Here is a 25175-nt window from a genome sequence, read left to right as displayed (position 1 = left end):
ACCATTATAGCATTAAGATTTTTCATTAAAAAAGAGAAGTATCGATAAAATGTTATTACCAAATGGAACCTCTGAATCTAAAATCCAATATAACATGGATACGGCTGAAAGACAGCCGGCAAAGAGAGTGCTGGACTCAAAGTAAAAAGCCGGGAAATGAATTCCCCGGCTTTTTATTATAATCGAAAGAATTAAGATTCAGTTGTTTCCTCGACGTTATCCTTAATACGGTTAAGAGCCATGGAATAAGCGTCATTTCCGTAATTCAAGCAGCGTTTGACCCTGGAAATCGTAGCCGTGCTTGCACCCGTTTCCGTTTCGATTTTATGATAGGTTTTCCCTTCTTCAAGCATGCGGGCTACTTCAAGACGCTGTGCCAGTGATGAAATTTCATTAACTGTGCATAAATCATCAAAAAATCGATAGCATTCGTCCAAATCACGCAAGGAAAGGATCGACTTAAACAGCTGATCCGTTTCTTTTCCTCTCAACTTATCAATTTGCATGTTACTCCCCCTCAATTTCATGGGTATCAAAATGAGACGTCTCTTACTAAACCAGGTTCATCCGGAATAATATTGACCCAAGTTTTCCCTGGAATCAACCCTACTTCTTTATCGTTTTTCACTGGTATAATCCGACCATCCTTATTAACCCATTCTACTTCATTCGCTTTTCCTTTTTGAAGTAAATAACCTTTTCCGCCACTTTTCAAGTCGATTTTACGACGCCCTTTATCGTCGATCACTTGATGAGCAGCCTCAATGATCAATATATTATCCAGTAAAATAGGTTTATTCGATTTATGCTCGACTGTTTGCTCTCCATTCGAATAACGTTTATATTTCTCTTCCGTGACTTCGTATTCATACTGAACATCATACTCGTCTGATCCGTAGGAAACCTCGGTTTTCAATGCCGGTTCCCCTTGAAGGCCAGCCGCCTCTTCCTTTGTAAGGAAGGCATAAGGCTCCGGTGCACCATTCAACTCATATCCCTTTTCCTTCGCACCTTTTTGGATATCCTCAAAGGAGGTGTAGGAATTATGCGGTGCTTTTCGATCTGCCGAACGTTGAAACAAAGTACCATCATAATATAATCCGTTCAAGTTATCAATATACCCTTTGTCCAGCATGGTTTTTGCCTCGGGGCTATTCCCATGACAGACATAGATGCAATCAAGGCCTTTAGCCAATTCGATATAATAGTCCCTTGCACTCCGAATCGGACCGATTTGGCTTGGCATTTCACTTTGGAAGATAGCTAAAAATCTGGTTATGTCACCTTCTGCAAGCATTTCGTAGACCATATCGGCTTCTGAGAGGCCCGATTGTGGGCGTGCTTCTGGATGATTATTAATCATCACTGCTGCAGCCCTTCGCTCACTGCCTGCATCGGTGGCTATACCTGTAAGTGGAAACTCATTGGAAGGTTCATTTTTCACATCTGTATTTTTGATGACAGCTTGGTCTTTCGGCTTACTGTCATCCGATGCAGGATCTTCTTTCGTAGAACAGCCTGCCAGCAGTAAAATAGCAATAACCATGAAAAGAACTCTCTTAAAATTCATCTTTCCACTCCTCTGATTTATTAGCCATTTCTTCTCTTATATTTTAACGCATTATAGTGGGAAAGAGTATAGTTTTATTCATTACATCATATACTCCTCGCTGGGTTAGCCTTATATATGGCAGATGGGTTGTCGAAAAGAATGAAAGGGTGTACACAGGATCGGCGAAACGATAACCTCTGTCTCGCAGCAAATGTTTCAATTCATTTTCTTCTTCTATCAGTTCAGGAACCTCCTTAGTGGACATGACTCCCTTTAATTTCAGAGGAAGTTCATGGATCACCTTGCCTTGTTCCGTTAAAATGATTCCACCGCCGATTTCCTTCAGCCGGTTAAATGCCAAATGCATATCCTTTTTCCTTTTACCGATTAGTATGATATCACCTGTATTTGTATAAGAGCCAGCAAAGCCACACAATTTGTCCGCAAACCCTTTTAATATCGTATTGATGCGCCATTTCCCTTCCCGATCGATAAGCATGAAAAAGCATTCATCATCCTCAAAGTTCAGTTCTTCATACCCAACATCATTGGAAAGGGAGTACGGTTTCGTAATGACATTATTGACCAATTCAATCCCAAACGGCATGGAAAACTCAAAATCTTCCTTTAAACTAAGATCCCAATCAAGATCAAGTGGTTTAAAATCGAAATCACTCCATTCGATTTGCTGTTTATCCGGAATGATTTCACCATCCCTTTTAACCCATTTCCCTTTTGCCATTACCGAAACCGGTGCTGGTTCCTTCACATCGGTCAGGAAGTTGATGTTAGCTACCCTTCCAGTGGCAATATTGCCATGAAGGTATTCAATGTTATAATATCGTGCAATGTTGATAGTTGCCATATTGTATGCATCTATGACAGGAACGCCATTTTCTATCGCTATTTTGATCAGGCAGTCTATGAAACCACCTTCATAAAAGGAAGGCGGCGATCCATCTGTCGTATAAAAGAATTTGTCATAATGATCAATGCCCAGTTCATGGATTTCCTGTATCATCTTTGGTAAATCCGGCCGGATCGAAGAATGTCTTAACGATACATAATAGCCCTGCAGCAAGCGTGACATCACTTCTTCACCTGTCATTGCCTCATGATCACAATCGGCGCCGAACAGGGTCATTTTTGCTAAAGTCTTCTCTGAAGCACCTGGAAAGTGTCCTTCTATTTTCTTTCTCATACGCTTTGCTTCCTGGATCCAGTGCAGCATCATGTCATCCCCATCGAGAAGCTTCGGCCATCCAGTTAGTTCCCCGCCCTGTAATACGGCATCATGCTCCAGCCATGATTTAACGGCCCCGTGGGAAAAGACCATATCTTCATCGATCAATTCCGTTTGTCCGTCAAAACGGCTCCACCAATACATTGTTACAGGAATGTTACGTAATTCTTTCAAAAGAGAAAACGCTTTCTTTTTATCTAACTGCAATAGAAACGGCAAGTTATCATTGATCAATGTCGTTGTGCCAAAATGAGATGCATAACGTGAAAAAGAAAGGGGATTATATAATTGAGAAGGGTGTGAATGCGGCTCAATATAACCCGGGACTAAGTACTGGTTTGTACAGTCTACCATTTCACAGCGGTCTATATTATCAGGAAGCTTATCGCCGACATATACGATGCGATCATCATATATCCATATATTCGCTTTTACCCATTTTCGTAATGCCTGATTTAAATAAGTCGTATTTTTAAGCAGAATGTGTGGTGCCCTATTGCCATCCAGCACATCTATATGTTCTCTTAGATGTTTATTTTTCCATCTATAGCGCTGTTCAAGCATAAACATTCCCCCATAATTTTATAGAAACAGATGTATGAAAAAAACCATTTTCAATCCAATTTTATTTCATAGTAACATACTTGCCTCATTAGAACAGTAATGTTAACCAGAATATTGTTAAATTTTTGTGAAGGGATGGACTTTAAGTGAAGTTTAAACAAAATATCAGTATAATAAATGCATTAATGCGAATTACCTGTGGTTTTACATTGCTAACATGGGCTATGGCTAAAATGGTAAAAAAACCATGGAAAAACCAATCTTATATATTTGTGGTCATGCTTTCTGCCATGAAAATAGGCGAAGGCATTCTCCGATATTGTCCTGTTGTCGATGCAATGGAAAACGGACAAAACTTAATGAAGAATGAACCAAAACAGGAGAAGCACACTAATCAATCTGATTCATATTAAGTTTTTTCTAAAGAAGAAGCTGACTCCGCTTAGAGTCAGCTTCTTTATATTATGATGAAAAATTGTATTTTATTGCACGGTAGCCAATATCCGTTCGCCAGAATAAGCCGTCTTTCTCAATATGCCCTAACTCTTTATATACTTCAGCTTGGGCAGATGACAAATCTTTCCCTTTTGCAGCAACCAGAAGTACACGTCCGCCATTCGAGATGAAATTCCCCTCACTATCGAGAGCCGTTCCAGCATGGTAAACATGGGCGTTCGGATCAATTTTTTCCAAGCCTTTAATGATAGAACCCTTTTTATATTCCCCTGGATATCCATCAGCTGCGACGACCACTCCAAGAACGGCCTCTTCATGCCACTCAAGTTCTAAATCCTCTCCAGAAAGAACCGCTTCAAGCGTATCTACGAAATCTGTTTTTAGGCGCGGTAAAACAACTTGCGTTTCAGGATCGCCAAAACGGGCATTGAACTCAATGACTTTTGTGCCTTTTTCGGTAGCGATCAACCCGGCATATAATATTCCTGTAAAACTCCGATTCTCCGAAATCATCGCATTTACCGTGGGCTTAAGAATTGTTTCGACTGCGGTCTGAATCATTTCATCGGAAATTTGCGGCACCGGTGAGTAGGCACCCATTCCACCTGTGTTCGGACCCTGATCTCCATCAAAAACCCGCTTATGATCTTGAGCAATGACCATCGGATACACTTTTTCCCCATTAACGAATGCCATCAATGAAAATTCCTCACCATCAAGGAATTCCTCAATAACGACTTTGGCAGATGCTTCGCCGAACTTTGCTCCGACTAGCATATCATGGATGGCGTCTAACGCTTCTTCCATCGTCATGGCAACTACGACACCTTTTCCTGCAGCCAAACCATCCGCTTTAATGACGATGGGTGCACCCATTTTTTCGATATATGCCTTTGCTGAATCATAATCAGAAAATGTTTCATATTCTGCTGTCGGAATGCTGTAGTTCTTCATTAAATCTTTAGCAAAGGATTTACTCCCCTCGATGACTGCAGCACGGCCATTAGGGCCAAATACCTGTAATCCTGCCTCCGTAAAATCATCGGTAAGTCCATTCAACAATGGGGTTTCGGGCCCGATCACGGTTAATGAAACTGCATTCTTCTTGGCAAAGGCAACCAAATCCCCGTGATTGTTTTCATCAATCGGAACAAGAGTCGCTACATCGGTCATCCCTGGATTTCCCGGTGCTGCAAAAACAGTCCCAACCCGTTTACTTTCAAATAGTTTGCGGGCTATGGCATGCTCCCTGCCGCCCCGGCCAATTACTAATACATTCATTATCGCACCTCATTTTTGATTAATGTTTAAAGTGACGAATTCCTGTAAACACCATCGTAATCCCATATTCATCAGCTTTCTTGATTGAATCCTCATCTTTAACAGATCCACCAGGCTGAATGATTGCCGTGACGCCCGCTTTCGCTGCCGCTTCTACAGTATCATCCATTGGGAAGAAAGCATCTGATGCCAATGCACTTCCTGTCGCTCTATCCCCAGCTTGTTCCAGAGCAATTTTTGCAGCTCCCACACGGTTCATTTGACCTGCGCCAACACCTAATGTCATTTGATCGTTACTAACCACTATTGCATTCGACTTGACATGTTTCACGATTTTCCAGCCAAGCTCCATGGCTTTCCACTCTTCAGGGGTAGGCTCACGCTTAGTTGCCACTTTTATCTCAGCATCCTTTAAGCTATGTGCATCCCGATCTTGAATAAGTAATCCGCCTTCAATGGATGTCAATTTGCGTTCAGGCTTTTTAACCGCGTCGAAATCGATCGTTAATAAACGAAGGTTTTTCTTGCTTGTCAATACTTCCACTGCCTCTTGTGTAAACCCAGGAGCAATGATGATTTCAAGGAAAATTTCATGAAGCTTCTCCGCAGTCGCCTTATCAACTTCACGGTTCAAAGCGATGATCCCGCCGAAAATGGAAGTGGCATCTGCCTCATAAGCTTTTTCATATGCTTCCAAAATGGTCGCACCGACACCGACGCCGCAAGGATTCATATGTTTGACTGCAACGGCAGCTGGCTCATTGAATTCTTTAACGATTTGAAGTGCTGCATCAGCATCATTAATGTTGTTGTATGAAAGTTCTTTTCCATGTAATTGATTCGCTTCTGCAATTGAGAAAACGGAACCAAGCGGTTTTTTATAAAATGCAGCTTTTTGATGTGGATTTTCTCCATAACGAAGCGACTGTTTCAATTCATAGGTAACAGTCAATGATTCAGGATTTTCTTCATCGGCAAGCTCTGTCATATACTCTGAAATAACGGCATCATATGCTGCTGTATGGCGGAAAACTTTTGCAGCCAGGCGGCGATTCGTGGTTTTTGATACCCCGCCGTTTTGTTTCAGCTCAGCCAATACGGTAGGATAGTCATTGGAATCAACGATAACAGTCACATATTCGTGGTTTTTAGCAGAAGAACGAAGCATTGTCGGTCCACCGATATCGATGTTTTCAATAGCATCTTCCACAGTGACTTCCGGTTTGGAAATAGTCGCTTGGAATGGATATAGGTTCACACAGACAAGTTGAATGGGTTCAATATTATGCTCTGCAAGCTGTGCTGCGTGACTTTTGTCATCATGTTTTGCCAACACTGCTCCATGGACATTCGGGTGAAGTGTCTTAACACGTCCATCCAATATTTCCGGGAAGCCGGTGACGTCACTGATTCCAATTACCTCAATACCATTATCCTGCAGCGTTTTTTTAGTACCGCCTGTAGAAATGATTTCAAAACCTGCTTCAATTAAACCTTGAGCAAATTCTACGATACCTGTTTTATCCGATACACTAATTAATGCACGTTTCTTCATGTTATGCTGGTCCCTCCATTAAGTAAGTTTCTTGTGGCATATATCCTGCAAAACTGACGGATACAAGTCATGCTCCATTTCCTGAATCCTTTTTTGAAGGATGTCTTTCGTATCCCCCTCAAGAATTGGCACTGCCTTTTGAGCAATGACCGGTCCTGTGTCCATTCCATCATCGACATAATGAACCGTTACCCCCGTTTCCTTCACTCCGGCGTCAAAAGCCTGGCCAATTGCATCCTTGCCTGGAAAACTAGGCAGAAGTGAAGGGTGGATGTTCACAATCCTCTGTGAATACTTTTGTAATAATGTCGGACCGATCAAACGCATATAACCAGCCAGAATGATAAATTCTATCTCATACTGGCGAAGTTTTTCGAAGATTTCCGATTCATACTCAGTCTTGTTCGAGTAATTCTTCGCTGAAAAGGAGAAAGAATCAATCTTCTCAAGCTTAGCTCTCTCAAGCACATATGCGTCTTCACGATCGCAAACGACAAGACAGATTTCCGCCTCTAACTTTCCACTTTTTATTGCTTCAGCAATTGATTGAAAATTACTACCGTTACCTGATGCAAAGACAGCAAGGCGTTTCATTATTTGAACGACACTCCATTTCCATCCACAACCGTTCCAATAACTGAGGCTTCTTCACCGCAAGAACGTAGGTGGGCTAGCACATCGGATGCCACTTCTTTTTTCACGACGGCCGTCATTCCGATTCCCATATTGAAGATATTGAACATTTCCTCTTTTACAAGGTTCCCTTTTTCTTCAAGGAATGAGAATATAGTTGGAATTTCCCAGCTTCCGAGCTCGATTTCAACACCGCATCCTTCAGGAAGAATACGCGGAATATTCTCGATGAATCCCCCACCAGTGATATGGGCAAGACCATTAACCTCAAATTTTTCCAACGTCGATAAAACGGACTTCACATAGATTTTTGTCGGTTTTAATAATTCCTCTCCCAACTTGCAATCCAGTTCCGGTACGAAGTCATGAAGCCCCATACCTGAGTCTTCAAGAAGGATTTTACGAACAAGGGAATACCCATTACTGTGGATGCCGCTTGAAGCGAGTCCAATAACAACGTCACCCGCCGAGATTGCTTCACCAGTAATTAGACGTGATTTTTCAACGGCACCTACAGTAAAACCTGCAACATCGTATTCTTCCGTCTCGTACATGCCAGGCATTTCAGCCGTTTCTCCGCCGATTAAAGCACAGCCCGCCTGCTCACAGCCATCTGCAATTCCTTTGACGATCATTTCAATTCGTTCAGGATCTGCTTTACCGCAGGCAATATAATCTAAAAAGTATAAAGGTGCAGCACCTTGAACGACAACATCATTGACGCACATAGCTACACAATCCACTCCAATTGTATCGTGTTTATCCATCATGAAAGCCAACAAAAGTTTTGTACCCACTCCATCCGTACCTGAAATGAGCACAGGTTCTTTAAGGTTCAAGGAAGATAAATCAAACATGCCGCCGAAACCGCCCAGACCATTCATTACTTCTGGACGAAATGTGCGCTTTACATGTTTTTTCATTCGATTTACCGCTTCATAACCAGCCTCAATATCCACACCAGCCTGTTTATATGCATTAGCCATTTGAAATCCTCCTCCGAAAATCAATCATCATTGCCGACTTGATTAACATTTTGTTTTTTCTCGTTCGTATTCAAAAATTTCAGTCGGATAATTTCCGGTGAAACAAGCTAGGCATGAACCGCGCGTTTCTCCAGGAAACGGTCGTCCAATTGCTTCGACCATACCTTCGACACTTAAAAAAGTTAAGGAATCAGCACCGATGATTTCCCTTATTTCCTCCACCGATTTAGAGTTCGCAATCAGTTCTTCCTTTTTAGACGTGTCTATGCCATAAAAACATGGATTCTTGATCGGTGGTGAGCTGATTACTACATGAACTTCTTTAGCTCCGGCATCTTTTAACATGCGGACAATCCTTCTGCTCGTTGTCCCTCGGACGATTGAATCATCAACCATTATGACCCGCTTACCTTCCACTACCCCTCTTACAGGTGATAGTTTCATCTTCACGCCTTGTTCACGCAGACTTTGTGATGGCTGAATGAACGTCCGTCCAACATACCGATTTTTTATTAAACCCATTTCATAGGGAATGCCTGCAGCTTCAGCATAGCCAATCGCTGCCGAAATGCTGGAATCAGGTACACCTGTAACTACATCTGCTTCAATTTTGGTTTCCAGTGCCATTTGCTTGCCAAGGTTTTTTCGTGCCGTATGGACATTGATACCATCAATGTTGCTATCCGGACGGGAGAAATACACGTACTCCATCGTGCACATTGCCTGTTGACTGGAAAGCGAAAAGTACTCGGATGTGATTCCCTCATCATTAATGACAACGAGTTCACCCGGCTCAATATCGCGGATGAATTCTGCACCTACAATATCAAGTGCACATGTTTCTGATGCAGCGAAATATGCATCGCCTATTTTCCCTAAGGAAAGTGGACGGAAGCCATGCGGATCTCTTGCCATGATCATTTGGTTTTCGGTCATGATGACAAAGGCATAGGCTCCCTTCAGCATGCTTAAACTGTTCTTCACGGAATCTCTTACATCCGAGTAGCCGGAGCGTTTAATCAGATGTGCCAGAACTTCCGTGTCAGATGTCGTTTGAAAAATGCTTCCCTGTCCTTCAAGCTGTGCTTTTAACTGATGGGCATTGACGATATTCCCATTATGGGCAAGAGCCAGCCCTCCTGTATGCGAATTGAACAAGAAAGGCTGAACATTTTGATACCCGCCGCCGCCTGCCGTTGTATAACGGACATGGCCGATTGCCGCTTTTCCGGTACCGGAAAGTGCCTGCATTTTTTCGGCAGTGAATATCTCTGTGACAAGTCCTTCGCCCTTAGAGATGGACATCTGCTCACCATCCGTCACGACGATGCCTGCTCCCTCTTGACCACGATGTTGCAAGCTATGCAAACCGTAGTAAGCAAGCTGTGCAGCATCCGGATGTCCCCAGACTCCAACAACACCACACTCTTCGTTTAGGCTTCTTATTTCAGCAAGCATGGTATGGCTCCCTTCCAAGCTGTTTGTAAATCTTCAACGTCCGCTTCCAATACTTTGCTATCACTGCTTGTCTCCACAACTAATTTATTATCAGCAGTTACTGAACCTATGCATATCGCATCTTCAACAAGTGCTTCAAATGCGGCTTTGTTTTCAGGATTGATGGACAGTAAGAATCGTGATTGCGTTTCACTGAATAATTCGGATACCGGTTCGCCGGATATATTCACTTTTGCCCCAAGTTTGCTAGCCCCGAATAAAGATTCAGCTAAAGCCACTGCCAAACCGCCTTCCGAAAGGTCATGGGCTGATGCAACAAGTCCTTTTTGGATTGCAGTTAGAATTTGCTGCTGACGTTTTTGTTCAATGGCCAAATCAAGTTCTGGAGCCCGTCCAAAGATTTTACCCTCAAGCATTTTCTGTAATTCACTGCCTCCAAATTCAACTTTCGCTTCGCCGACCACATAAATCAAATCGGATTCATTTTTAAATGTTTGTGTAGTGATGTGCTGAAGGTCACTGACAAGACCAACCATCCCAACTACAGGTGTCGGATAAATCGCTTCACCATTCGTTTCATTGTAAAGGGAGACATTTCCGCCAATTACAGGAGTACTTAAGCTTCTGCAAGCTTCACTCATACCGTCTGCCGCTTTTTCCAATTGCCAAAATATTTCAGGTTTTTCTGGATTCCCAAAATTCAAGCAATCCGTAATCGCCAAAGGCTCTGCACCCGAGCAAATGATGTTACGGGCAGCTTCAGCCACTGCGATTTTGCCACCTGTTTCAGGATCTAAATAAATAAAGCGGGAGTTGCAATCCGTCGTCATGGCAAGGGCCTTATTCGTACCCCGAACACGCACTACCGCCGCATCCGATCCAGGTGAGACGACTGTATTCGTGCGGACCATGTAATCATATTGGTCGTAGACCCATTCCTTACTCGAAATTGTCGGTTGCTTCAATAGTGATACCAATGTTTCTTTATAATCTCCAATGACTGGCACTTCTGCGGTCATGCTTTGGAAGTCACGGAAATATTGCGGTTCTGCAGAAGGCTTGTGATAAATTGGAGCTTCTTCAGCCAATGCATCAACCGGAACCTCAGCAACGATTTCACCTTGATGGGAAAGTGTTAGATTTTTGTCATCCGTTACTTCTCCAACAGCAACCGCTTCTAGGTCATATTTCGTAAACAAGTCAACGATTTCCTGTTCGCGTCCTTTAGTTACAACGATCAGCATCCGCTCTTGTGATTCAGAAAGCATCATTTCATATGCTGTCATTCCTGTTTCACGCTGCGGTACCAAATCAAGATTCATTTTTATTCCTGATCCAGCTTTACTCGCCATCTCGGCAGATGAGCTTGTAAGACCCGCTGCTCCCATATCCTGAATGCCAACAAGGGCATCATTTTGAATCAATTCAAGGCATGCTTCCAAAAGTAGTTTCTCCATGAATGGATCGCCTACTTGTACGGCAGGCCGTTTTTCTTCCGAAGACTCTGATAGCTCTTCAGATGCAAATGTTGCTCCATGAATTCCATCACGTCCAGTTTTGGCACCCACATACATCACTGTGTTGCCCACTCCATGCGCTTGGCCTTTTTTAATGTCCTTATGATCGATCAATCCTACACACATGGCATTGACTAGAGGATTCCCCTCATACGATGGATCAAATTGTATTTCTCCGCCGACAGTTGGAATACCGATACAATTCCCGTATCCTGCAATCCCGGCAACCACTTCTTTAAATAAATATTTCACGCGATCATTGTCTAACTCACCAAAGCGAAGCGAGTTCAACATCGCAATCGGACGGGCACCCATGGAGAAGACATCACGGATAATACCGCCGACACCAGTAGCAGCACCTTGATAAGGTTCTATTGCCGAAGGGTGGTTATGACTTTCAATTTTAAAAACGACAGCCTGATCGTCACCGATATCAACGATACCTGCACCTTCACCAGGACCTTGTAGCACTTTCTCCCCTGTAATCGGGAACTTCCTTAAGATGGGTTTCGAATTTTTGTAGGAACAATGCTCTGACCACATAACCGAAAACAATCCAGTTTCCGTATAATTCGGCAGTCTGCCTAAGATTTTCTCCACCATTGCAAATTCATCATCGGATAGTCCCATAGTTGCGTACAAACGATCCGATTTAATTTTTTCCGGACTTGGTTCAAGCTGTAATAACATGTGATTCCCTCCAGTTTTTTACGATGGATTGAAAAATCTTTAAGCCGTCTTTACTGCCAAGCAGCGAATCAACAGCACGTTCGGGATGAGGCATCATTCCGAGGACATTTCCTTTTTCATTTGTAATTCCCGCTATCTGTTCCAAGCTTCCGTTTGGATTTTCACCATCATACGTGAACAAGATGCGGTTATTTCGTTTTAATTCAGCCAATGTCTCATTATCGCAGTAGTAATTCCCTTCACCATGGGCAACCGGAATCGTAATCGTTTCATTTAATTCATATCCTGTCGTGAACATCGATTGATTATTTTCAACCTTCAGTCCTACATTGCGGCAAATGAATTTCAAGCCGTCATTACGGCGCATCGCTCCAGGTAAAAGTCCTGCTTCAAGTAAAATCTGAAAACCATTGCAGACACCCAAGACAGGCTTTCCTGCTTGTGCAGCTTTTACGACTTCGGCCATTACATTCGAAAATCGTGCAATTGCTCCAGAGCGTAAATAGTCTCCATAAGAGAAACCTCCTGGAAGGAGAATCCCATCATACTGATCTAGATTGTCTGTAGAGTGCCAAACATACTCCACTTCTTCCCCCAGTGCATCCTTTATCGCATGGTACATATCGACATCACAATTGGAACCAGGGAAAACTATGACAGCAAATTTCATTGGGTGATAACCTCCTCAACATCATAACGGTAAGCTTCAATTACCGTATTGGCCAATAGTTTTTCACACATTTCCTTCACAAGTTGATCTAAATCACGATCCGTATCTTTAATTGTAAGTTCAATGTATTTCCCCACTCGAACATCACTAACTTCGTTATATGTCAAGCTATGAAGTGATTGTTGCACTGCTGCTCCCTGTGGATCTAGTACACTTTCGCGTAGTGTGATATATACCTTAACCTTATACATGTTGAGTGCCCTCCAACTTTGCTAGTATTTTTTCGTAAGCATCTGTTAAACTTCCTAAATCACGGCGGAATACATCTTTGTCTAACTTTTCGTTCGTGTTAATATCCCATAATCGGCAGGTATCAGGTGAAATTTCATCTGCCAGCAAAATGTCTCCATTCGGGGTTTTACCGAACTCTAATTTAAAATCAATCAATTTAATGTCCAACTCTTTAAAGAAGGAAGTTAAGACGATACTGATTTCTTGTGCTTTTTCTTTTAAAATCGCTACATCTTCCTTGCTTGCAAGTTCCAATTCTTCAATATGGTCTTCCGTTAACAGAGGATCGCCGAGCTCGTCGTCTTTATAGTAGAACTCAATCAGCGTTTTCTTTAGCGGCTGGCCTTCTTCAATGCCAGTCCTTTTGGAAAAACTGCCGGCAGCCGTATTTCTGACAACGACTTCAAGCGGAATGATGGATACCCTCTTTACTAGCTGCTCCCGGTCGGAAAGCATTTCAATAAAATGGGACGGGATATTTTCTTGGGCAAGCTTTGAAAATAGTAAGCTAGTAATTTGATTATTCAACTTACCTTTTCCGGCAATCTCTGACTTCTTCTCACCATTGAACGCTGTTGCCGAATCCTTGTATTCCACCCATACTATTTCACTGTTGTCCGTTGCAAAAATCTGTTTCGCTTTTCCTTCATACAACAATTCTCGTTTTTCCATCTGTCCAGACCCCCACATTGTGAATATTATGAATCTTCCTGCCATTGGTCAGGCTTGGCAAACATATCACCGTTTAGAGGTGCCATGTTTGCCGCCTTCACTTTTATAAACCTAAACGATCAAAGATTACATCAACATTTTTAAGGTGATGTGTAGGATCGAAACAATCATCAAGTTCTTCTTTCGTAAGCAAGCTTGTAATTTTATCATCCTTTTCGATCAAGCTTCTGAATGGAACCTGAAGCTCCCATGCTTCCATCGCTTTCGGCTGAACCGTATCATAAGCTTCTTCACGGACAAGTCCTTTATCGATAAGGGAAAGCAGTACACGTTGTGAGAAAATCAATCCAAGCGTACGGTCCATATTGCGTTTCATATTTTCTGGATAAACGGTCAAGTTCTTCACTATGTTGCTGAAACGGTTCAGCATGTAGTTTAATGCGATCGTTGCATCCGGCAAGATGATGCGCTCAGCAGAAGAATGGGAAATGTCACGTTCATGCCATAATGGCACATTCTCATATGCTGTCATCATGTAACCGCGGATTACACGAGCCATGCCCGTCATATTTTCAGAACCGATTGGATTCCGTTTATGAGGCATTGCCGAAGATCCTTTTTGTCCTTTTGCAAAGAATTCTTCCACTTCGCGTGTTTCACTTTTTTGCAAGCCGCGAATTTCCACTGCGAACTTTTCAATTGATGTCGCTATTAAAGCCAATGTGCTCATATAATGAGCGTGGCGATCGCGCTGCAATGTTTGTGTTGAAATTGGCGCTGCTTCAAGGCCAAGCTTTTCACAAACGAATTTTTCAACGAACGGGTCGATATTAGCGTAAGTTCCGACAGCTCCAGAGATTTTCCCAACCTCTATGTTCTTTCTTGCTTCTTCAAAACGTTCGACATTGCGTTTCATTTCTTGATACCAAAGAGCCAGTTTCAACCCAAAAGTGGTCGGCTCAGCATGAACTCCATGTGTACGCCCCATTTGAACCGTGTATTTATGTTCTTTCGCTTTATTTTTCAGGATCTCCACGAAGTTATTTAAATCCTTGGCAAGGATCTCATTCGCTTGCTTTATCACATATGAAAGAGCTGTATCCACCACATCAGTGGAAGTCAGTCCGTAATGGACCCATTTCCGTTCTTCACCTAACGTTTCAGAAACCGCCCGTGTAAAAGCAACAACATCGTGGCGTGTATCTTTTTCGATTTCATTGATACGGTCCACATCGAATGTGGCATTTTCACGAAGAAGCTTCACATCTTCTTTTGGAATGACACCTAGCTCAGACCATGCTTCACAAGCTAAGATTTCAACTTCCAACCACGCATTAAAGCGGTTCTTTTCTGTCCAAATGTTTCCCATCTCTGGGCGGGTATAACGTTCAATCATTTTACTTCCTCCGTTTCAACCTGTTGATTCCATATTTTGCTTCGATCACTTTCCAAAAGAGCTTCCTCAATCGTTGGACGTAAAATATTCACATGACCCATTTTCCGCTTAATCTTGGCTTCTTTCTTACCGTAAAGGTGAACCTTCCAATCTGAAAGCGTCGGAATTTCATCCATTAAAGGCCCGATATGCTCACCAAGGATGTTTATCATTACCACAGGCTTCAATAACGCCGTATTTCCGAGCGGCCAATTGCATACAGCCCTTATATGCTGTTCGAACTGTGAAGTCTCACATGCTTCCATTGTATAATGGCCTGAGTTATGAGGTCTTGGCGCTAATTCATTAATGATGATCTCATCCTGAGCGGTTAAAAACATCTCGACTGCCAATGTCCCCACCAAATCAAGTTTCTCTGCAAGCTGCAAAGCTTCATTAATAGCTTTCCGTTCAGCTTGTTGACTAATACGGGCGGGAACAATACTTTTATGAAGAATGTTTTCAATATGAATGTTTTCCGCAATCGGAAAATGACTTGCCTCGCCATTTGCCTTGCGCGTCACGATAATGGAGATTTCTTTTACGAAAGGAATCCAGGCTTCCAGCACACATTTACCTGTTTTGAGCAGGGATTCAGCCTTTTTGATATCAGCTTCTTCCTTAATGACCAACTGCCCTTTTCCATCATAACCGCCCCGCGTCGTTTTTAACACACTAGGGTACCCTAATTTCTCTATATGAAGGTAAATTTCTGAAATATCCTGTATTTCCTGATATGGAGCAACGGAAGCTCCCGCATCAGATATGGCTTTTTTTTCCGTCAATCTATCCTGTGTCAGCTTTAATAATTCTGAGCCCTGTGGAAGAAATGCATGTTGCTTTAACCAATCCAGGGCTGCTGAACTGATATTTTCAAACTCGTATGTTATGACGTCACTGACCTCAGCTAATCTTTTCAATGCTTCGATATCATCATAAGCACCAGTGATTTCAATATCCGCCACTTGAGCACATGGACCTTCTGCAGTCGGCTCAAGGACCGCTATCTTAAAGCCCGATGCCTTAGCCGATAAGGCCATCATCCTGCCCAATTGCCCACCGCCGATTATTCCAATGGTCTGTCCCGGTAAAATGACTGTATTATTTAAGTTGTTCACTGCTCTGTAACACCTTTTCTCTGGTTTCGTTTCTTAAAGCCTCTAACCTATCAGCAATGTCAGAATCAAAAGCTGCTAATATTTGAGCCGCAAACAAACCGGCATTGACTGCGCCCGCTTTTCCGATCGCAACCGTTGCAACCGGTACGCCACCAGGCATTTGAACAATCGATAATAACGAATCCATCCCATTTAATGCCTTCGACTGTATTGGCACGCCTATCACAGGGACAATCGTTTTAGCGGCGGTCATACCTGGAAGATGTGCAGCCCCGCCTGCTCCGGCAATAATCACTTTAATATCTCTCTCTTTTGCACTCTCTGCATATTCAAATAGTAAATCCGGCGTCCGGTGGGCGGAAACGACTCTTTTTTCATAGGGAATCTCAAGCTGTTCCAATGATTCACAAGCGTATTTCATCGTTTCCCAATCCGAGACACTTCCCATAATAACCCCAACTTGCGGTTTCATATCATCTTTCCCTCCAACACTCATATTATGGCGTCCCGAGTATGCAGACGGACGCTTCTCATTATCTATAACATGTAAATAAAAAAACCGGACAGGATGCTTCCTCATCGAGAAAGCAACCTGTCCGGAAAAGAAAGCCTTTTTGAAAAAGTGCAAAAAGACTTGGCTAGTTTCCGAAATAGTCAGATGCTTTTCTCATAGTCCGATGATTTACGGTCATCAGGTAGAAACTTTTGGGCCATATCCCCATGATTATATGAGATGTATTAATGTAACTTCATCTTACCTTCCGGCCATTTTAATGTCAAGTTAAAATCGAATATTTTTACATGATATTAATTAATCGTTCGTGTTTTACTCAATTAATTTTGCTTCGAATACAATTTTTCGATCAACTGGCACATATTGGACTTTGCCATTCTCAATTCTCTCGGCAAAGATAGGCTCCTCCGTCCGCCTTACAGGAAAGTATCCTGCATCTTTAATTCGATCTAAACATGCATCAATCGTCTCGCCCTCGATGACTTCAAACTTTTCCTTACTCTTTTTACTCACAATACCGATCCCTTCCATAATTCTATTTTGTCTATCTTCTTCCTTAGCATCCAACTTGCATTAATAAGTTCTTCATCAACAATAAATTCTTCCTAGTATAATGAAAAGAACAAATAAAGACAAGAATACATTTTAAAAAAAGTGTTTTCATCATAATTGAAAATTCCATAATGCCTCAAATTATGATATCCCTGTCTTCAGTTAAAGCCCTACGCTCATAAATTATGCATCCCCTTCATTATCCTACCCTTCTCCCCCTCTGATTTACTATAGCCTGATTCATGAAATTAACCATTGCTCCATAATCGGTACATATTCGTATCTTACTCCCATGAATTATTTCAATTCAAGTGTTAACGTTAGGTCGAATTAAATAGGATCCAGGCCGATTTTTCCAATTTTGGTTGCAATTAATAGTCTGCCGGTATAACCATTTCGTTTCAGGTCGACTAGATTAGTCTACAAGCCGAACTAGATTTTAATCTACATCACTTCTCCCTGAAAGCTGAAAGTATATCAATACAAAAAAAGACCAGCCGGATGGCTGATCTTTTTAAATGGCTTGGCGGCGTCCTACTCTCACAGGGGGAAACCCCCAACTACCATCGGCGCTGAAGAGCTTAACTGCCGTGTTCGGAATGGGAACGGGTGTGACCTCTTCGCTATCGCCACCAAACATAAAAGGAACGTTGTTCCTTCAAAACTAGATAATAAGAAGGTATTTCATTTTTTAAAAAGCGTTGGTTAAGTCCTCGATCTATTAGTATCAGTCAGCTCCACATGTCGCCACGCTTCCACCTCTGACCTATCAACCTGATCATCTTTCAGGGATCTTACTAGCTTGCGCCATGGGAAATCTCATCTTGAGGGGGGCTTCATGCTTAGATGCTTTCAGCACTTATCCCGTCCGCACGTAGCTACCCAGCTATGCCTTTGGCAAGACAACTGGTACACCAGCGGTGCGTCCATCCCGGTCCTCTCGTACTAAGGACAGCTCCTCTCAAATTTCCTGCGCCCGCGACGGATAGGGACCGAACTGTCTCACGACGTTCTGAACCCAGCTCGCGTACCGCTTTAATGGGCGAACAGCCCAACCCTTGGGACCGACTACAGCCCCAGGATGCGATGAGCCGACATCGAGGTGCCAAACCTCCCCGTCGATGTGGACTCTTGGGGGAGATAAGCCTGTTATCCCCGGGGTAGCTTTTATCCGTTGAGCGATGGCCCTTCCATGCGGAACCACCGGATCACTAAGCCCGACTTTCGTCCCTGCTCGACTTGTAGGTCTCGCAGTCAAGCTCCCTTGTGCCTTTACACTCTACGAATGATTTCCAACCATTCTGAGGGAACCTTTGGGCGCCTCCGTTACTCTTTAGGAGGCGACCGCCCCAGTCAAACTGCCCACCTGACACTGTCTCCCACCCCGATAAGGGGCGCGGGTTAGAATTTCAATACAGCCAGGGTAGTATCCCACCAACGCCTCCACCGAAGCTAGCGCTCCGGCTTCTCAGGCTCCTACCTATCCTGTACAAGCTGTACCAAAATTCAATATCAGGCTGCAGTAAAGCTCCACGGGGTCTTTCCGTCCTGTCGCGGGTAACCTGCATCTTCACAGGTACTATAATTTCACCGAGTCTCTCGTTGAGACAGTGCCCAGATCGTTACACCTTTCGTGCGGGTCGGAACTTACCCGACAAGGAATTTCGCTACCTTAGGACCGTTATAGTTACGGCCGCCGTTTACTGGGGCTTCGGTTCAAAGCTTCGCTTGCGCTAACCTCTCCCCTTAACCTTCCAGCACCGGGCAGGTGTCAGCCCCTATACTTCGCCTTGCGGCTTCGCAGAGACCTGTGTTTTTGCTAAACAGTCGCCTGGGCCTATTCACTGCGGCTTTTCTGGGCTATTCACCCTAAAAAGCACCCCTTCTCCCGAAGTTACGGGGTCATTTTGCCGAGTTCCTTAACGAGAGTTCTCTCGCACACCTTAGGATTCTCTCCTCGCCTACCTGTGTCGGTTTGCGGTACGGGCACCTTACATCTCACTAGAGGCTTTTCTTGGCAGCGTGGAATCAGGAACTTCGGTACTATATTTCCCTCGCCATCACAGCTCCGCCTTAATGGAAACGGGATTTGCCTCGTTTCCGGCCTAACTGCTTGGACGCGCATATCCAACAGCGCGCTTACCCTATCCTTCTGCGTCCCCCCATCGTTCAAACGATGTATAGGTGGTACAGGAATATCAACCTGTTGTCCATCGCCTACGCCTTTCGGCCTCGGCTTAGGTCCCGACTAACCCTGAGCGGACGAGCCTTCCTCAGGAAACCTTAGGCATTCGGTGGAAGGGATTCTCACCCTTCTTTCGCTACTCATACCGGCATTCTCACTTCTAAGCGCTCCACCAGTCCTTCCGGTCTGACTTCAACGCCCTTAGAACGCTCTCCTACCATCGACACCTAATGGTGTCAATCCACAGCTTCGGTGATACGTTTAGCCCCGGTACATTTTCGGCGCGGAGTCACTCGACCAGTGAGCTATTACGCACTCTTTAAATGGTGGCTGCTTCTAAGCCAACATCCTGGTTGTCTAAGCAACTCCACATCCTTTTCCACTTAACGTATACTTTGGGACCTTAGCTGGTGGTCTGGGCTGTTTCCCTTTCGACTACGGATCTTATCACTCGCAGTCTGACTCCCAAGAATAAGTATTTGGCATTCGGAGTTTGACTGAATTCGGTAACCCGTTGGGGGCCCCTAGTCCAATCAGTGCTCTACCTCCAATACTCTCATCTTGAGGCTAGCCCTAAAGCTATTTCGGAGAGAACCAGCTATCTCCAGGTTCGATTGGAATTTCTCCGCTACCCACACCTCATCCCCGCACTTTTCAACGTGCGTGGGTTCGGGCCTCCATTCAGTGTTACCTGAACTTCACCCTGGACATGGGTAGATCACCTGGTTTCGGGTCTACGACCTCATACTCATTCGCCCTATTCAGACTCGCTTTCGCTGCGGCTCCGTCTCATCAACTTAACCTCGCATGAAATCGTAACTCGCCGGTTCATTCTACAAAAGGCACGCCATTACCCATTAACGGGCTTTGACTACTTGTAGGCACACGGTTTCAGGATCTATTTCACTCCCCTTCCGGGGTGCTTTTCACCTTTCCCTCACGGTACTGGTTCACTATCGGTCACTAGGGAGTATTTAGCCTTGGGAGATGGTCCTCCCTGCTTCCGACGGGATTTCTCGTGTCCCGCCGTACTCAGGATCCACTCAGGAGGGAACGAAGTTTCAACTACAGGGTTTTTACCTTCTTCGACGGACCTTTCCAGGTCGCTTCATTTACCCCGTTCCTTTGTAACTCCATGTTGAGTGTCCTACAACCCCAAGAGGCAAGCCTCTTGGTTTGGGCTAATTCCGTTTCGCTCGCCGCTACTCAGGAAATCGCGTTTGCTTTCTCTTCCTCCGGGTACTTAGATGTTTCAGTTCCCCGGGTCTGCCTTCAGTACCCTATGTATTCAGGTAAAGATACTGTTCCATTACGAACAGTGGGTTTCCCCATTCGGAAATCTCCGGATCAAAGCTTACTTACAGCTCCCCGAAGCATATCGGTGTTAGTCCCGTCCTTCATCGGCTCCTAGTGCCAAGGCATCCACCGTGCGCCCTTTCTAACTTAACCGTTAAAAAAGTCTTACAGATGCTTTGAAAAAAATTAATTGCCTTCTATCTATTATCTAGTTTTCAAGGAACAAAGCAGAAAGAATCCATCACATCGTGATGCTTGTCTTTCCTATTGAATGAATTACTCATTCAAAACTGAACAAAACAAAAGCGCTCTCGTAATTATCCTTAGAAAGGAGGTGATCCAGCCGCACCTTCCGATACGGCTACCTTGTTACGACTTCACCCCAATCATCTGTCCCACCTTAGGCGGCTGGCTCCATAAAGGTTACCTCACCGACTTCGGGTGTTACAAACTCTCGTGGTGTGACGGGCGGTGTGTACAAGGCCCGGGAACGTATTCACCGCGGCATGCTGATCCGCGATTACTAGCGATTCCGGCTTCATGCAGGCGAGTTGCAGCCTGCAATCCGAACTGAGAATGGCTTTATGGGATTCGCTTACCTTCGCAGGTTTGCAGCCCTTTGTACCATCCATTGTAGCACGTGTGTAGCCCAGGTCATAAGGGGCATGATGATTTGACGTCATCCCCACCTTCCTCCGGTTTGTCACCGGCAGTCACCTTAGAGTGCCCAACTGAATGCTGGCAACTAAGATCAAGGGTTGCGCTCGTTGCGGGACTTAACCCAACATCTCACGACACGAGCTGACGACAACCATGCACCACCTGTCACTCTGTCCCCCGAAGGGGAAAGCCCTATCTCTAGGGTTGTCAGAGGATGTCAAGACCTGGTAAGGTTCTTCGCGTTGCTTCGAATTAAACCACATGCTCCACCGCTTGTGCGGGCCCCCGTCAATTCCTTTGAGTTTCAGCCTTGCGGCCGTACTCCCCAGGCGGAGTGCTTAATGCGTTAGCTGCAGCACTAAAGGGCGGAAACCCTCTAACACTTAGCACTCATCGTTTACGGCGTGGACTACCAGGGTATCTAATCCTGTTTGCTCCCCACGCTTTCGCGCCTCAGTGTCAGTTACAGACCAGAAAGTCGCCTTCGCCACTGGTGTTCCTCCAAATCTCTACGCATTTCACCGCTACACTTGGAATTCCACTTTCCTCTTCTGCACTCAAGTTCCCCAGTTTCCAATGACCCTCCACGGTTGAGCCGTGGGCTTTCACATCAGACTTAAGGAACCACCTGCGCGCGCTTTACGCCCAATAATTCCGGACAACGCTTGCCACCTACGTATTACCGCGGCTGCTGGCACGTAGTTAGCCGTGGCTTTCTGGTTAGGTACCGTCAAGGTACCAGCAGTTACTCTGGTACTTGTTCTTCCCTAACAACAGAACTTTACGACCCGAAGGCCTTCTTCGTTCACGCGGCGTTGCTCCGTCAGACTTTCGTCCATTGCGGAAGATTCCCTACTGCTGCCTCCCGTAGGAGTCTGGGCCGTGTCTCAGTCCCAGTGTGGCCGATCACCCTCTCAGGTCGGCTACGCATCGTCGCCTTGGTGAGCCATTACCTCACCAACTAGCTAATGCGCCGCGGGCCCATCTATAAGTGACAGCGTAAACCGTCTTTCCATCTTCTCTCATGCGAGAAAAGAACGTATCCGGTATTAGCTCCGGTTTCCCGAAGTTATCCCAGTCTTATAGGCAGGTTGCCCACGTGTTACTCACCCGTCCGCCGCTAATCTCAGGGAGCAAGCTCCCGTCGATTCGCTCGACTTGCATGTATTAGGCACGCCGCCAGCGTTCGTCCTGAGCCAGGATCAAACTCTCCGAAGAAATGTTTGACTTGCTCATTTGCTTTTTTGATAGTGTGTGCTCACTTAAAATTTAACGTTGGCGCTTTGTTTTGTTCAGTTTTCAAAGAGCAATTTCACAATCGTTCTTTCGAACGGCTGTTTATTCATCATAACATCTCGTTGATTAGTTGTCAACTTCTGCGAAGTTTTTAACTTATTTTAAATCGCTGTGTTTTTCAGCGACCATTTCATCTTATCATTTTCATAGTAAGAAGTCAACAGTTATTTCTTTCAGCAATCTGCCGAAAGTGATGAAGTTTTTCGCTTGTCTTAGTTGGTGCTTATTTATATTAATCCTTTCCCAATATAAAGTCAACACATTTCAAACATTTCTTTGTTAAATGATTTAATCACTGTAAGTAGGAATAAATGCACTTGTCGTACCTTGGCTTCCGCTTAAAACATATAATCAAACAAAATCATTGCTCCCACCCATTTAATTAATTCAAAGACCCGTTTGAAACACATTCCCCTTCAACCTAGTAATGCTTTTGGCAAAATCCATAAAGCTTGCAAGTGATAGGTAACGGCAATAACAAACTGTATAGATGAAGAAACGTATAATTAGATGTATAAATCGAATAATGAAAACTGATTGTTCCTTTCGAATGGATTGATTTAAAATAAACCGTTAAATCACGGAATTTCATTGTCCAAATATTAAAAAATTTTTTTACAATTTTACTTTCTTATACTATAATAAATATATTTTAAAAATTTCAGGAGAGACTTTTAATCATTATAAAAATAGTTGGGAGAGGGATTTATAAATGATTAATAAAAACACATCTTTGAGGATGCAAAGTATCGTTTTTATTGGCTTTATGGGAGTAGGAAAGACGACGATCGGTCAGAAAGTAGCAAGGAAATTATATAGGGATTTTATTGATATAGATCAAGAAATTGAAAAGGAATTCAAAATGCCTACTACAGAAATATTCAAGAAGTTTGGGGAAAAAACTTTTCGCGAAAAAGAAAAAAGTGTGATTGAAAACTTTAGTCAACAACAATTGAAAATCATTTCAGTAGGAGGCGGGGCATTTTTACAAGAGGATATACGGAATATCTGTTTATCCAATTGCATTGTCTTTTATCTGGACTTATCTTGGGAATACTGGAAAGAGAGAATAGGCTTACTAATTGATAGTAGACCTGTTTTACAAAGTCGGTCCCTTGAGGAAATCGAAGAACTCTTTTACACCAGACAAGAAATATACTCCTATCATCATTCAAAAGTGAATACCAATGATCTTGATGTTGATGAAGTGGCAGACTTCATAGTCGATTCATTGAAAGTGGCCTGGGATATTTATGAACCGCTTAAGTAAGAACATCCTTTTTGTTATGTAGTCAATGTTCCCAATAAAAGAATAATAGAAAAGATGAAAAGGGAACAGCGGTATGGATACCTAGCCTCCTGTAAACTAATCACCTTTTTATTTTTCTTTTTTAGGAAGACTCTCTAATAATCAGTTCTGGATTCAATATGATTCGCTGTTGTTCACGTTCAATTTTCTCCATTTGTTGATACAGAAGATTCGCTGCCTCTTTTCCAATGCGTCTAGGGAATGAGGAAATGGTCGTTAGCGGAGGATGATAGATTTCTGCGACTGGAACGTTATCGAACCCTACGATATCTATATCTTTTCCAGGTGTATATCCTTTCATCATTAATCCTTGCATAACACCGAAGGCAATTAAGTCACTAAAGCAAAAAATCGCCGTAGGCGGATTAGGATTCTCAAGTACTTTCAATACAGCCTCCAGCCCCCCTTCCCGTGTAGGGGCACTATCAATCACCAACGATTCATCCACTTCCAATCCCGCTCTTGAAAGAGCTTCACGGTATCCCTCCATTCTCTCGATCCAAGTAGAAGATTCCTTGATGCCACCAAGGAGCGCAATTCTTTTATGCCCCTTTCCAAGGAGATGCTCAACAGCAATCCTGGCTCCTTCTGGATAGTCTATGCCTACATAGTCGCTATTCACTCCAGGTAGTTCCCTAACAGCAAGGACCATCGGCGTGTCAATTTCATTTAACCGTTCAATTGTATCTTGTGAGCTTTCAGAGACAGGACAAAGAATCAGGCCTCCCACCCTATGTTCCATCATGGTCGAAAGGAGATGGTCTTGCTTGGCAACCGAGTCGAATGTAGTCCCCAGCAACACTGTATACCCGACCTCATCCAATGCATCGTGAACGCCTATCAGGAATTCAGAAAAAAAGGTATTTGATATATCGGTAATAATGATTCCTACAGTATCGGAACTCTGCGACCTTAGGTTTGCTGCAATTCTATCGTAAACATAGCCTAATTCATGCATGGATTTTAATACCTTTTTTCGCGTCGCTTCCGATATTCGGGGGTTATTACGAACGATAAGGGAAGCAGTGGATGTAGATACCCCAGCATGTTTCGCTACCTCTTGCAGCGTGACCCGCCCTTTTTTGGATTGTTTCATAGTTCAATCACCATCTTGAATGTATTTTTGATCTACTTATTATTATCATGTTCTTACTATAATAATAATATAGTTACTGTCAATATTACACCTTTGCTTTTGGAACATGGGTATCTCATCGATTAATAACACTCCAATACATCTAT

At 43.6% G+C, this 25175-nt stretch carries 19 protein-coding genes, 3 rRNA genes and 1 riboswitch; of the genes, 2 read left to right on the top strand and 20 right to left on the bottom strand.

Annotated features, from left to right (window positions below; all coding sequences use genetic code 11):
- Positions 1-191 precede the first annotated feature (191 nt).
- From MKY17_RS02260 to MKY17_RS02250, 3 genes are read right to left on the bottom strand one after another with little or no spacing between them, the layout of a single operon-like run.
- Positions 192-506, bottom strand: a complete 315-nt coding sequence (locus MKY17_RS02260) for a YerC/YecD family TrpR-related protein (protein ID WP_034306094.1) — start codon at positions 504-506, stop codon at positions 192-194.
- Positions 507-532: 26 nt separating this feature from the next.
- Complete coding sequence (locus MKY17_RS02255) at positions 533-1570, bottom strand: DUF3048 domain-containing protein (protein WP_098370366.1); 1038 nt, start codon at positions 1568-1570, stop codon at positions 533-535.
- Between the two features lie 43 nt (positions 1571-1613).
- On the bottom strand, positions 1614-3359 hold the full coding sequence (locus tag MKY17_RS02250) for an adenine deaminase C-terminal domain-containing protein (RefSeq protein ID WP_098370365.1): 1746 nt from the start codon (positions 3357-3359) through the stop codon (positions 1614-1616).
- A 146-nt stretch (positions 3360-3505) separates the two neighbouring features.
- On the opposite strand from MKY17_RS02250, the gene MKY17_RS02245 reads away from it, so the two are divergent.
- A complete protein-coding gene (locus MKY17_RS02245) occupies positions 3506-3772 on the top strand; it encodes a YgaP-like transmembrane domain (RefSeq protein WP_098370364.1) in 267 nt (88 codons plus the stop codon).
- A 49-nt stretch (positions 3773-3821) separates the two neighbouring features.
- On the opposite strand, the gene purD is transcribed toward MKY17_RS02245, so the two are convergent.
- The 16 genes from purD to MKY17_RS02165 all read right to left on the bottom strand — a co-directional run bounded on the left by purD (position 3822) and on the right by MKY17_RS02165 (position 22546).
- Complete coding sequence (purD, locus tag MKY17_RS02240; protein WP_098370363.1) at positions 3822-5096, bottom strand: phosphoribosylamine--glycine ligase; 1275 nt, start codon at positions 5094-5096, stop codon at positions 3822-3824.
- Positions 5097-5115: 19 nt separating this feature from the next.
- A complete protein-coding gene (gene purH / locus MKY17_RS02235) occupies positions 5116-6651 on the bottom strand; it encodes a bifunctional phosphoribosylaminoimidazolecarboxamide formyltransferase/IMP cyclohydrolase (protein WP_098370362.1) in 1536 nt (511 codons plus the stop codon).
- An 18-nt stretch (positions 6652-6669) separates the two neighbouring features.
- Positions 6670-7245 carry a phosphoribosylglycinamide formyltransferase gene (gene purN, locus MKY17_RS02230; protein ID WP_098370361.1) on the bottom strand — a complete coding sequence of 192 codons (576 nt, stop codon included), beginning with the start codon at positions 7243-7245 and terminating at the stop codon, positions 6670-6672.
- Complete coding sequence (gene purM, locus MKY17_RS02225; protein ID WP_098370360.1) at positions 7245-8270, bottom strand: phosphoribosylformylglycinamidine cyclo-ligase; 1026 nt, start codon at positions 8268-8270, stop codon at positions 7245-7247. The genes purN and purM overlap by 1 nt, the downstream gene beginning before the upstream one ends.
- Before the next feature lie 42 nt (positions 8271-8312).
- Entirely contained in the window at positions 8313-9728 is a 1416-nt protein-coding gene (purF, locus tag MKY17_RS02220; RefSeq protein WP_098370633.1) for an amidophosphoribosyltransferase, read from the bottom strand.
- Entirely contained in the window at positions 9713-11935 is a 2223-nt protein-coding gene (gene purL / locus MKY17_RS02215; RefSeq protein ID WP_098370359.1) for a phosphoribosylformylglycinamidine synthase subunit PurL, read from the bottom strand. The genes purF and purL overlap by 16 nt, the downstream gene beginning before the upstream one ends.
- Positions 11919-12605: a phosphoribosylformylglycinamidine synthase subunit PurQ gene (purQ, locus tag MKY17_RS02210; protein WP_098370358.1), complete on the bottom strand. Its 687-nt coding sequence runs from the start codon at positions 12603-12605 to the stop codon at positions 11919-11921. Before purQ ends, purL begins: the two co-directional genes overlap by 17 nt.
- Positions 12602-12856, bottom strand: a complete 255-nt coding sequence (purS, locus tag MKY17_RS02205) for a phosphoribosylformylglycinamidine synthase subunit PurS (protein WP_034306118.1) — start codon at positions 12854-12856, stop codon at positions 12602-12604. The genes purQ and purS overlap by 4 nt, the downstream gene beginning before the upstream one ends.
- Positions 12849-13568 (bottom strand): phosphoribosylaminoimidazolesuccinocarboxamide synthase, encoded by a 720-nt coding sequence (purC, locus tag MKY17_RS02200; protein ID WP_098370357.1) that lies wholly within the window; start codon positions 13566-13568, stop codon positions 12849-12851. The genes purS and purC overlap by 8 nt, the downstream gene beginning before the upstream one ends.
- Before the next feature lie 103 nt (positions 13569-13671).
- A complete protein-coding gene (purB, locus tag MKY17_RS02195) occupies positions 13672-14964 on the bottom strand; it encodes an adenylosuccinate lyase (protein WP_034306123.1) in 1293 nt (430 codons plus the stop codon).
- Entirely contained in the window at positions 14961-16121 is a 1161-nt protein-coding gene (purK, locus tag MKY17_RS02190; RefSeq protein WP_098370356.1) for a 5-(carboxyamino)imidazole ribonucleotide synthase, read from the bottom strand. The genes purB and purK overlap by 4 nt, the downstream gene beginning before the upstream one ends.
- On the bottom strand, positions 16105-16593 hold the full coding sequence (gene purE, locus MKY17_RS02185) for a 5-(carboxyamino)imidazole ribonucleotide mutase (protein WP_098370632.1): 489 nt from the start codon (positions 16591-16593) through the stop codon (positions 16105-16107). The genes purK and purE overlap by 17 nt, the downstream gene beginning before the upstream one ends.
- A 178-nt stretch (positions 16594-16771) precedes the next feature.
- Positions 16772-16873, bottom strand: a riboswitch (purine riboswitch).
- Positions 16874-16947: 74 nt separating this feature from the next.
- The gene (locus tag MKY17_RS02180; RefSeq protein ID WP_098370631.1) at positions 16948-17148 is read right to left on the bottom strand and encodes an NETI motif-containing protein; all 201 of its coding nucleotides are present in this window, start codon (positions 17146-17148) and stop codon (positions 16948-16950) included.
- A gap of 560 nt (positions 17149-17708) precedes the next feature.
- Positions 17709-17824: ribosomal RNA gene (gene rrf / locus MKY17_RS02175) — 5S ribosomal RNA — on the bottom strand.
- 64 nt (positions 17825-17888) lie between these two features.
- Positions 17889-20821: ribosomal RNA gene (locus MKY17_RS02170) — 23S ribosomal RNA — on the bottom strand.
- 174 nt (positions 20822-20995) lie between these two features.
- Positions 20996-22546, bottom strand: a 16S ribosomal RNA gene (locus MKY17_RS02165).
- Together the 16S, 23S and 5S rRNA genes form the textbook arrangement of a ribosomal RNA operon.
- Positions 22547-23336: 790 nt before the next feature.
- Here MKY17_RS02165 and MKY17_RS02160 point away from each other — a divergent pair.
- Positions 23337-23894: a shikimate kinase gene (locus tag MKY17_RS02160; protein ID WP_098373849.1), complete on the top strand. Its 558-nt coding sequence runs from the start codon at positions 23337-23339 to the stop codon at positions 23892-23894.
- A 121-nt stretch (positions 23895-24015) separates the two neighbouring features.
- Here the strand turns inward: MKY17_RS02160 and MKY17_RS02155 are convergent, their stop codons facing one another.
- Positions 24016-25029, bottom strand: a complete 1014-nt coding sequence (locus MKY17_RS02155) for a LacI family DNA-binding transcriptional regulator (RefSeq protein ID WP_098373848.1) — start codon at positions 25027-25029, stop codon at positions 24016-24018.
- Positions 25030-25175 lie beyond the last annotated feature (146 nt).

It is taken from the genome of Peribacillus sp. FSL P2-0133, from assembly GCF_037975445.1.
GTDB lineage: Bacteria > Bacillota > Bacilli > Bacillales > DSM-1321 > Peribacillus > Peribacillus simplex_E.
The sequence above is the reverse complement of the archived record's forward strand: the minus strand, read 5'-3'. Positions and strand labels throughout refer to the sequence as shown.

Coding starts and splice junctions, on each gene's coding strand:
- MKY17_RS02260 (WP_034306094.1), bottom strand. CDS start 506: ATGCAAATTGATAAGTTGAGAGGAAAAGAAACGGATCAGCTGTTTAAG.
- MKY17_RS02255 (WP_098370366.1), bottom strand. CDS start 1,570: ATGAATTTTAAGAGAGTTCTTTTCATGGTTATTGCTATTTTACTGCTG.
- MKY17_RS02250 (WP_098370365.1), bottom strand. CDS start 3,359: ATGCTTGAACAGCGCTATAGATGGAAAAATAAACATCTAAGAGAACAT.
- purD (WP_098370363.1), bottom strand. CDS start 5,096: ATGAATGTATTAGTAATTGGCCGGGGCGGCAGGGAGCATGCCATAGCC.
- purH (WP_098370362.1), bottom strand. CDS start 6,651: ATGAAGAAACGTGCATTAATTAGTGTATCGGATAAAACAGGTATCGTA.
- purN (WP_098370361.1), bottom strand. CDS start 7,245: ATGAAACGCCTTGCTGTCTTTGCATCAGGTAACGGTAGTAATTTTCAA.
- purM (WP_098370360.1), bottom strand. CDS start 8,270: ATGGCTAATGCATATAAACAGGCTGGTGTGGATATTGAGGCTGGTTAT.
- purF (WP_098370633.1), bottom strand. CDS start 9,728: ATGCTTGCTGAAATAAGAAGCCTAAACGAAGAGTGTGGTGTTGTTGGA.
- purL (WP_098370359.1), bottom strand. CDS start 11,935: ATGTTATTACAGCTTGAACCAAGTCCGGAAAAAATTAAATCGGATCGT.
- purQ (WP_098370358.1), bottom strand. CDS start 12,605: ATGAAATTTGCTGTCATAGTTTTCCCTGGTTCCAATTGTGATGTCGAT.
- purS (WP_034306118.1), bottom strand. CDS start 12,856: ATGTATAAGGTTAAGGTATATATCACACTACGCGAAAGTGTACTAGAT.
- purC (WP_098370357.1), bottom strand. CDS start 13,568: ATGGAAAAACGAGAATTGTTGTATGAAGGAAAAGCGAAACAGATTTTT.
- purB (WP_034306123.1), bottom strand. CDS start 14,964: ATGATTGAACGTTATACCCGCCCAGAGATGGGAAACATTTGGACAGAA.
- purE (WP_098370632.1), bottom strand. CDS start 16,593: ATGAAACCGCAAGTTGGGGTTATTATGGGAAGTGTCTCGGATTGGGAA.
- MKY17_RS02160 (WP_098373849.1), top strand. CDS start 23,337: ATGATTAATAAAAACACATCTTTGAGGATGCAAAGTATCGTTTTTATT.
- MKY17_RS02155 (WP_098373848.1), bottom strand. CDS start 25,029: ATGAAACAATCCAAAAAAGGGCGGGTCACGCTGCAAGAGGTAGCGAAA.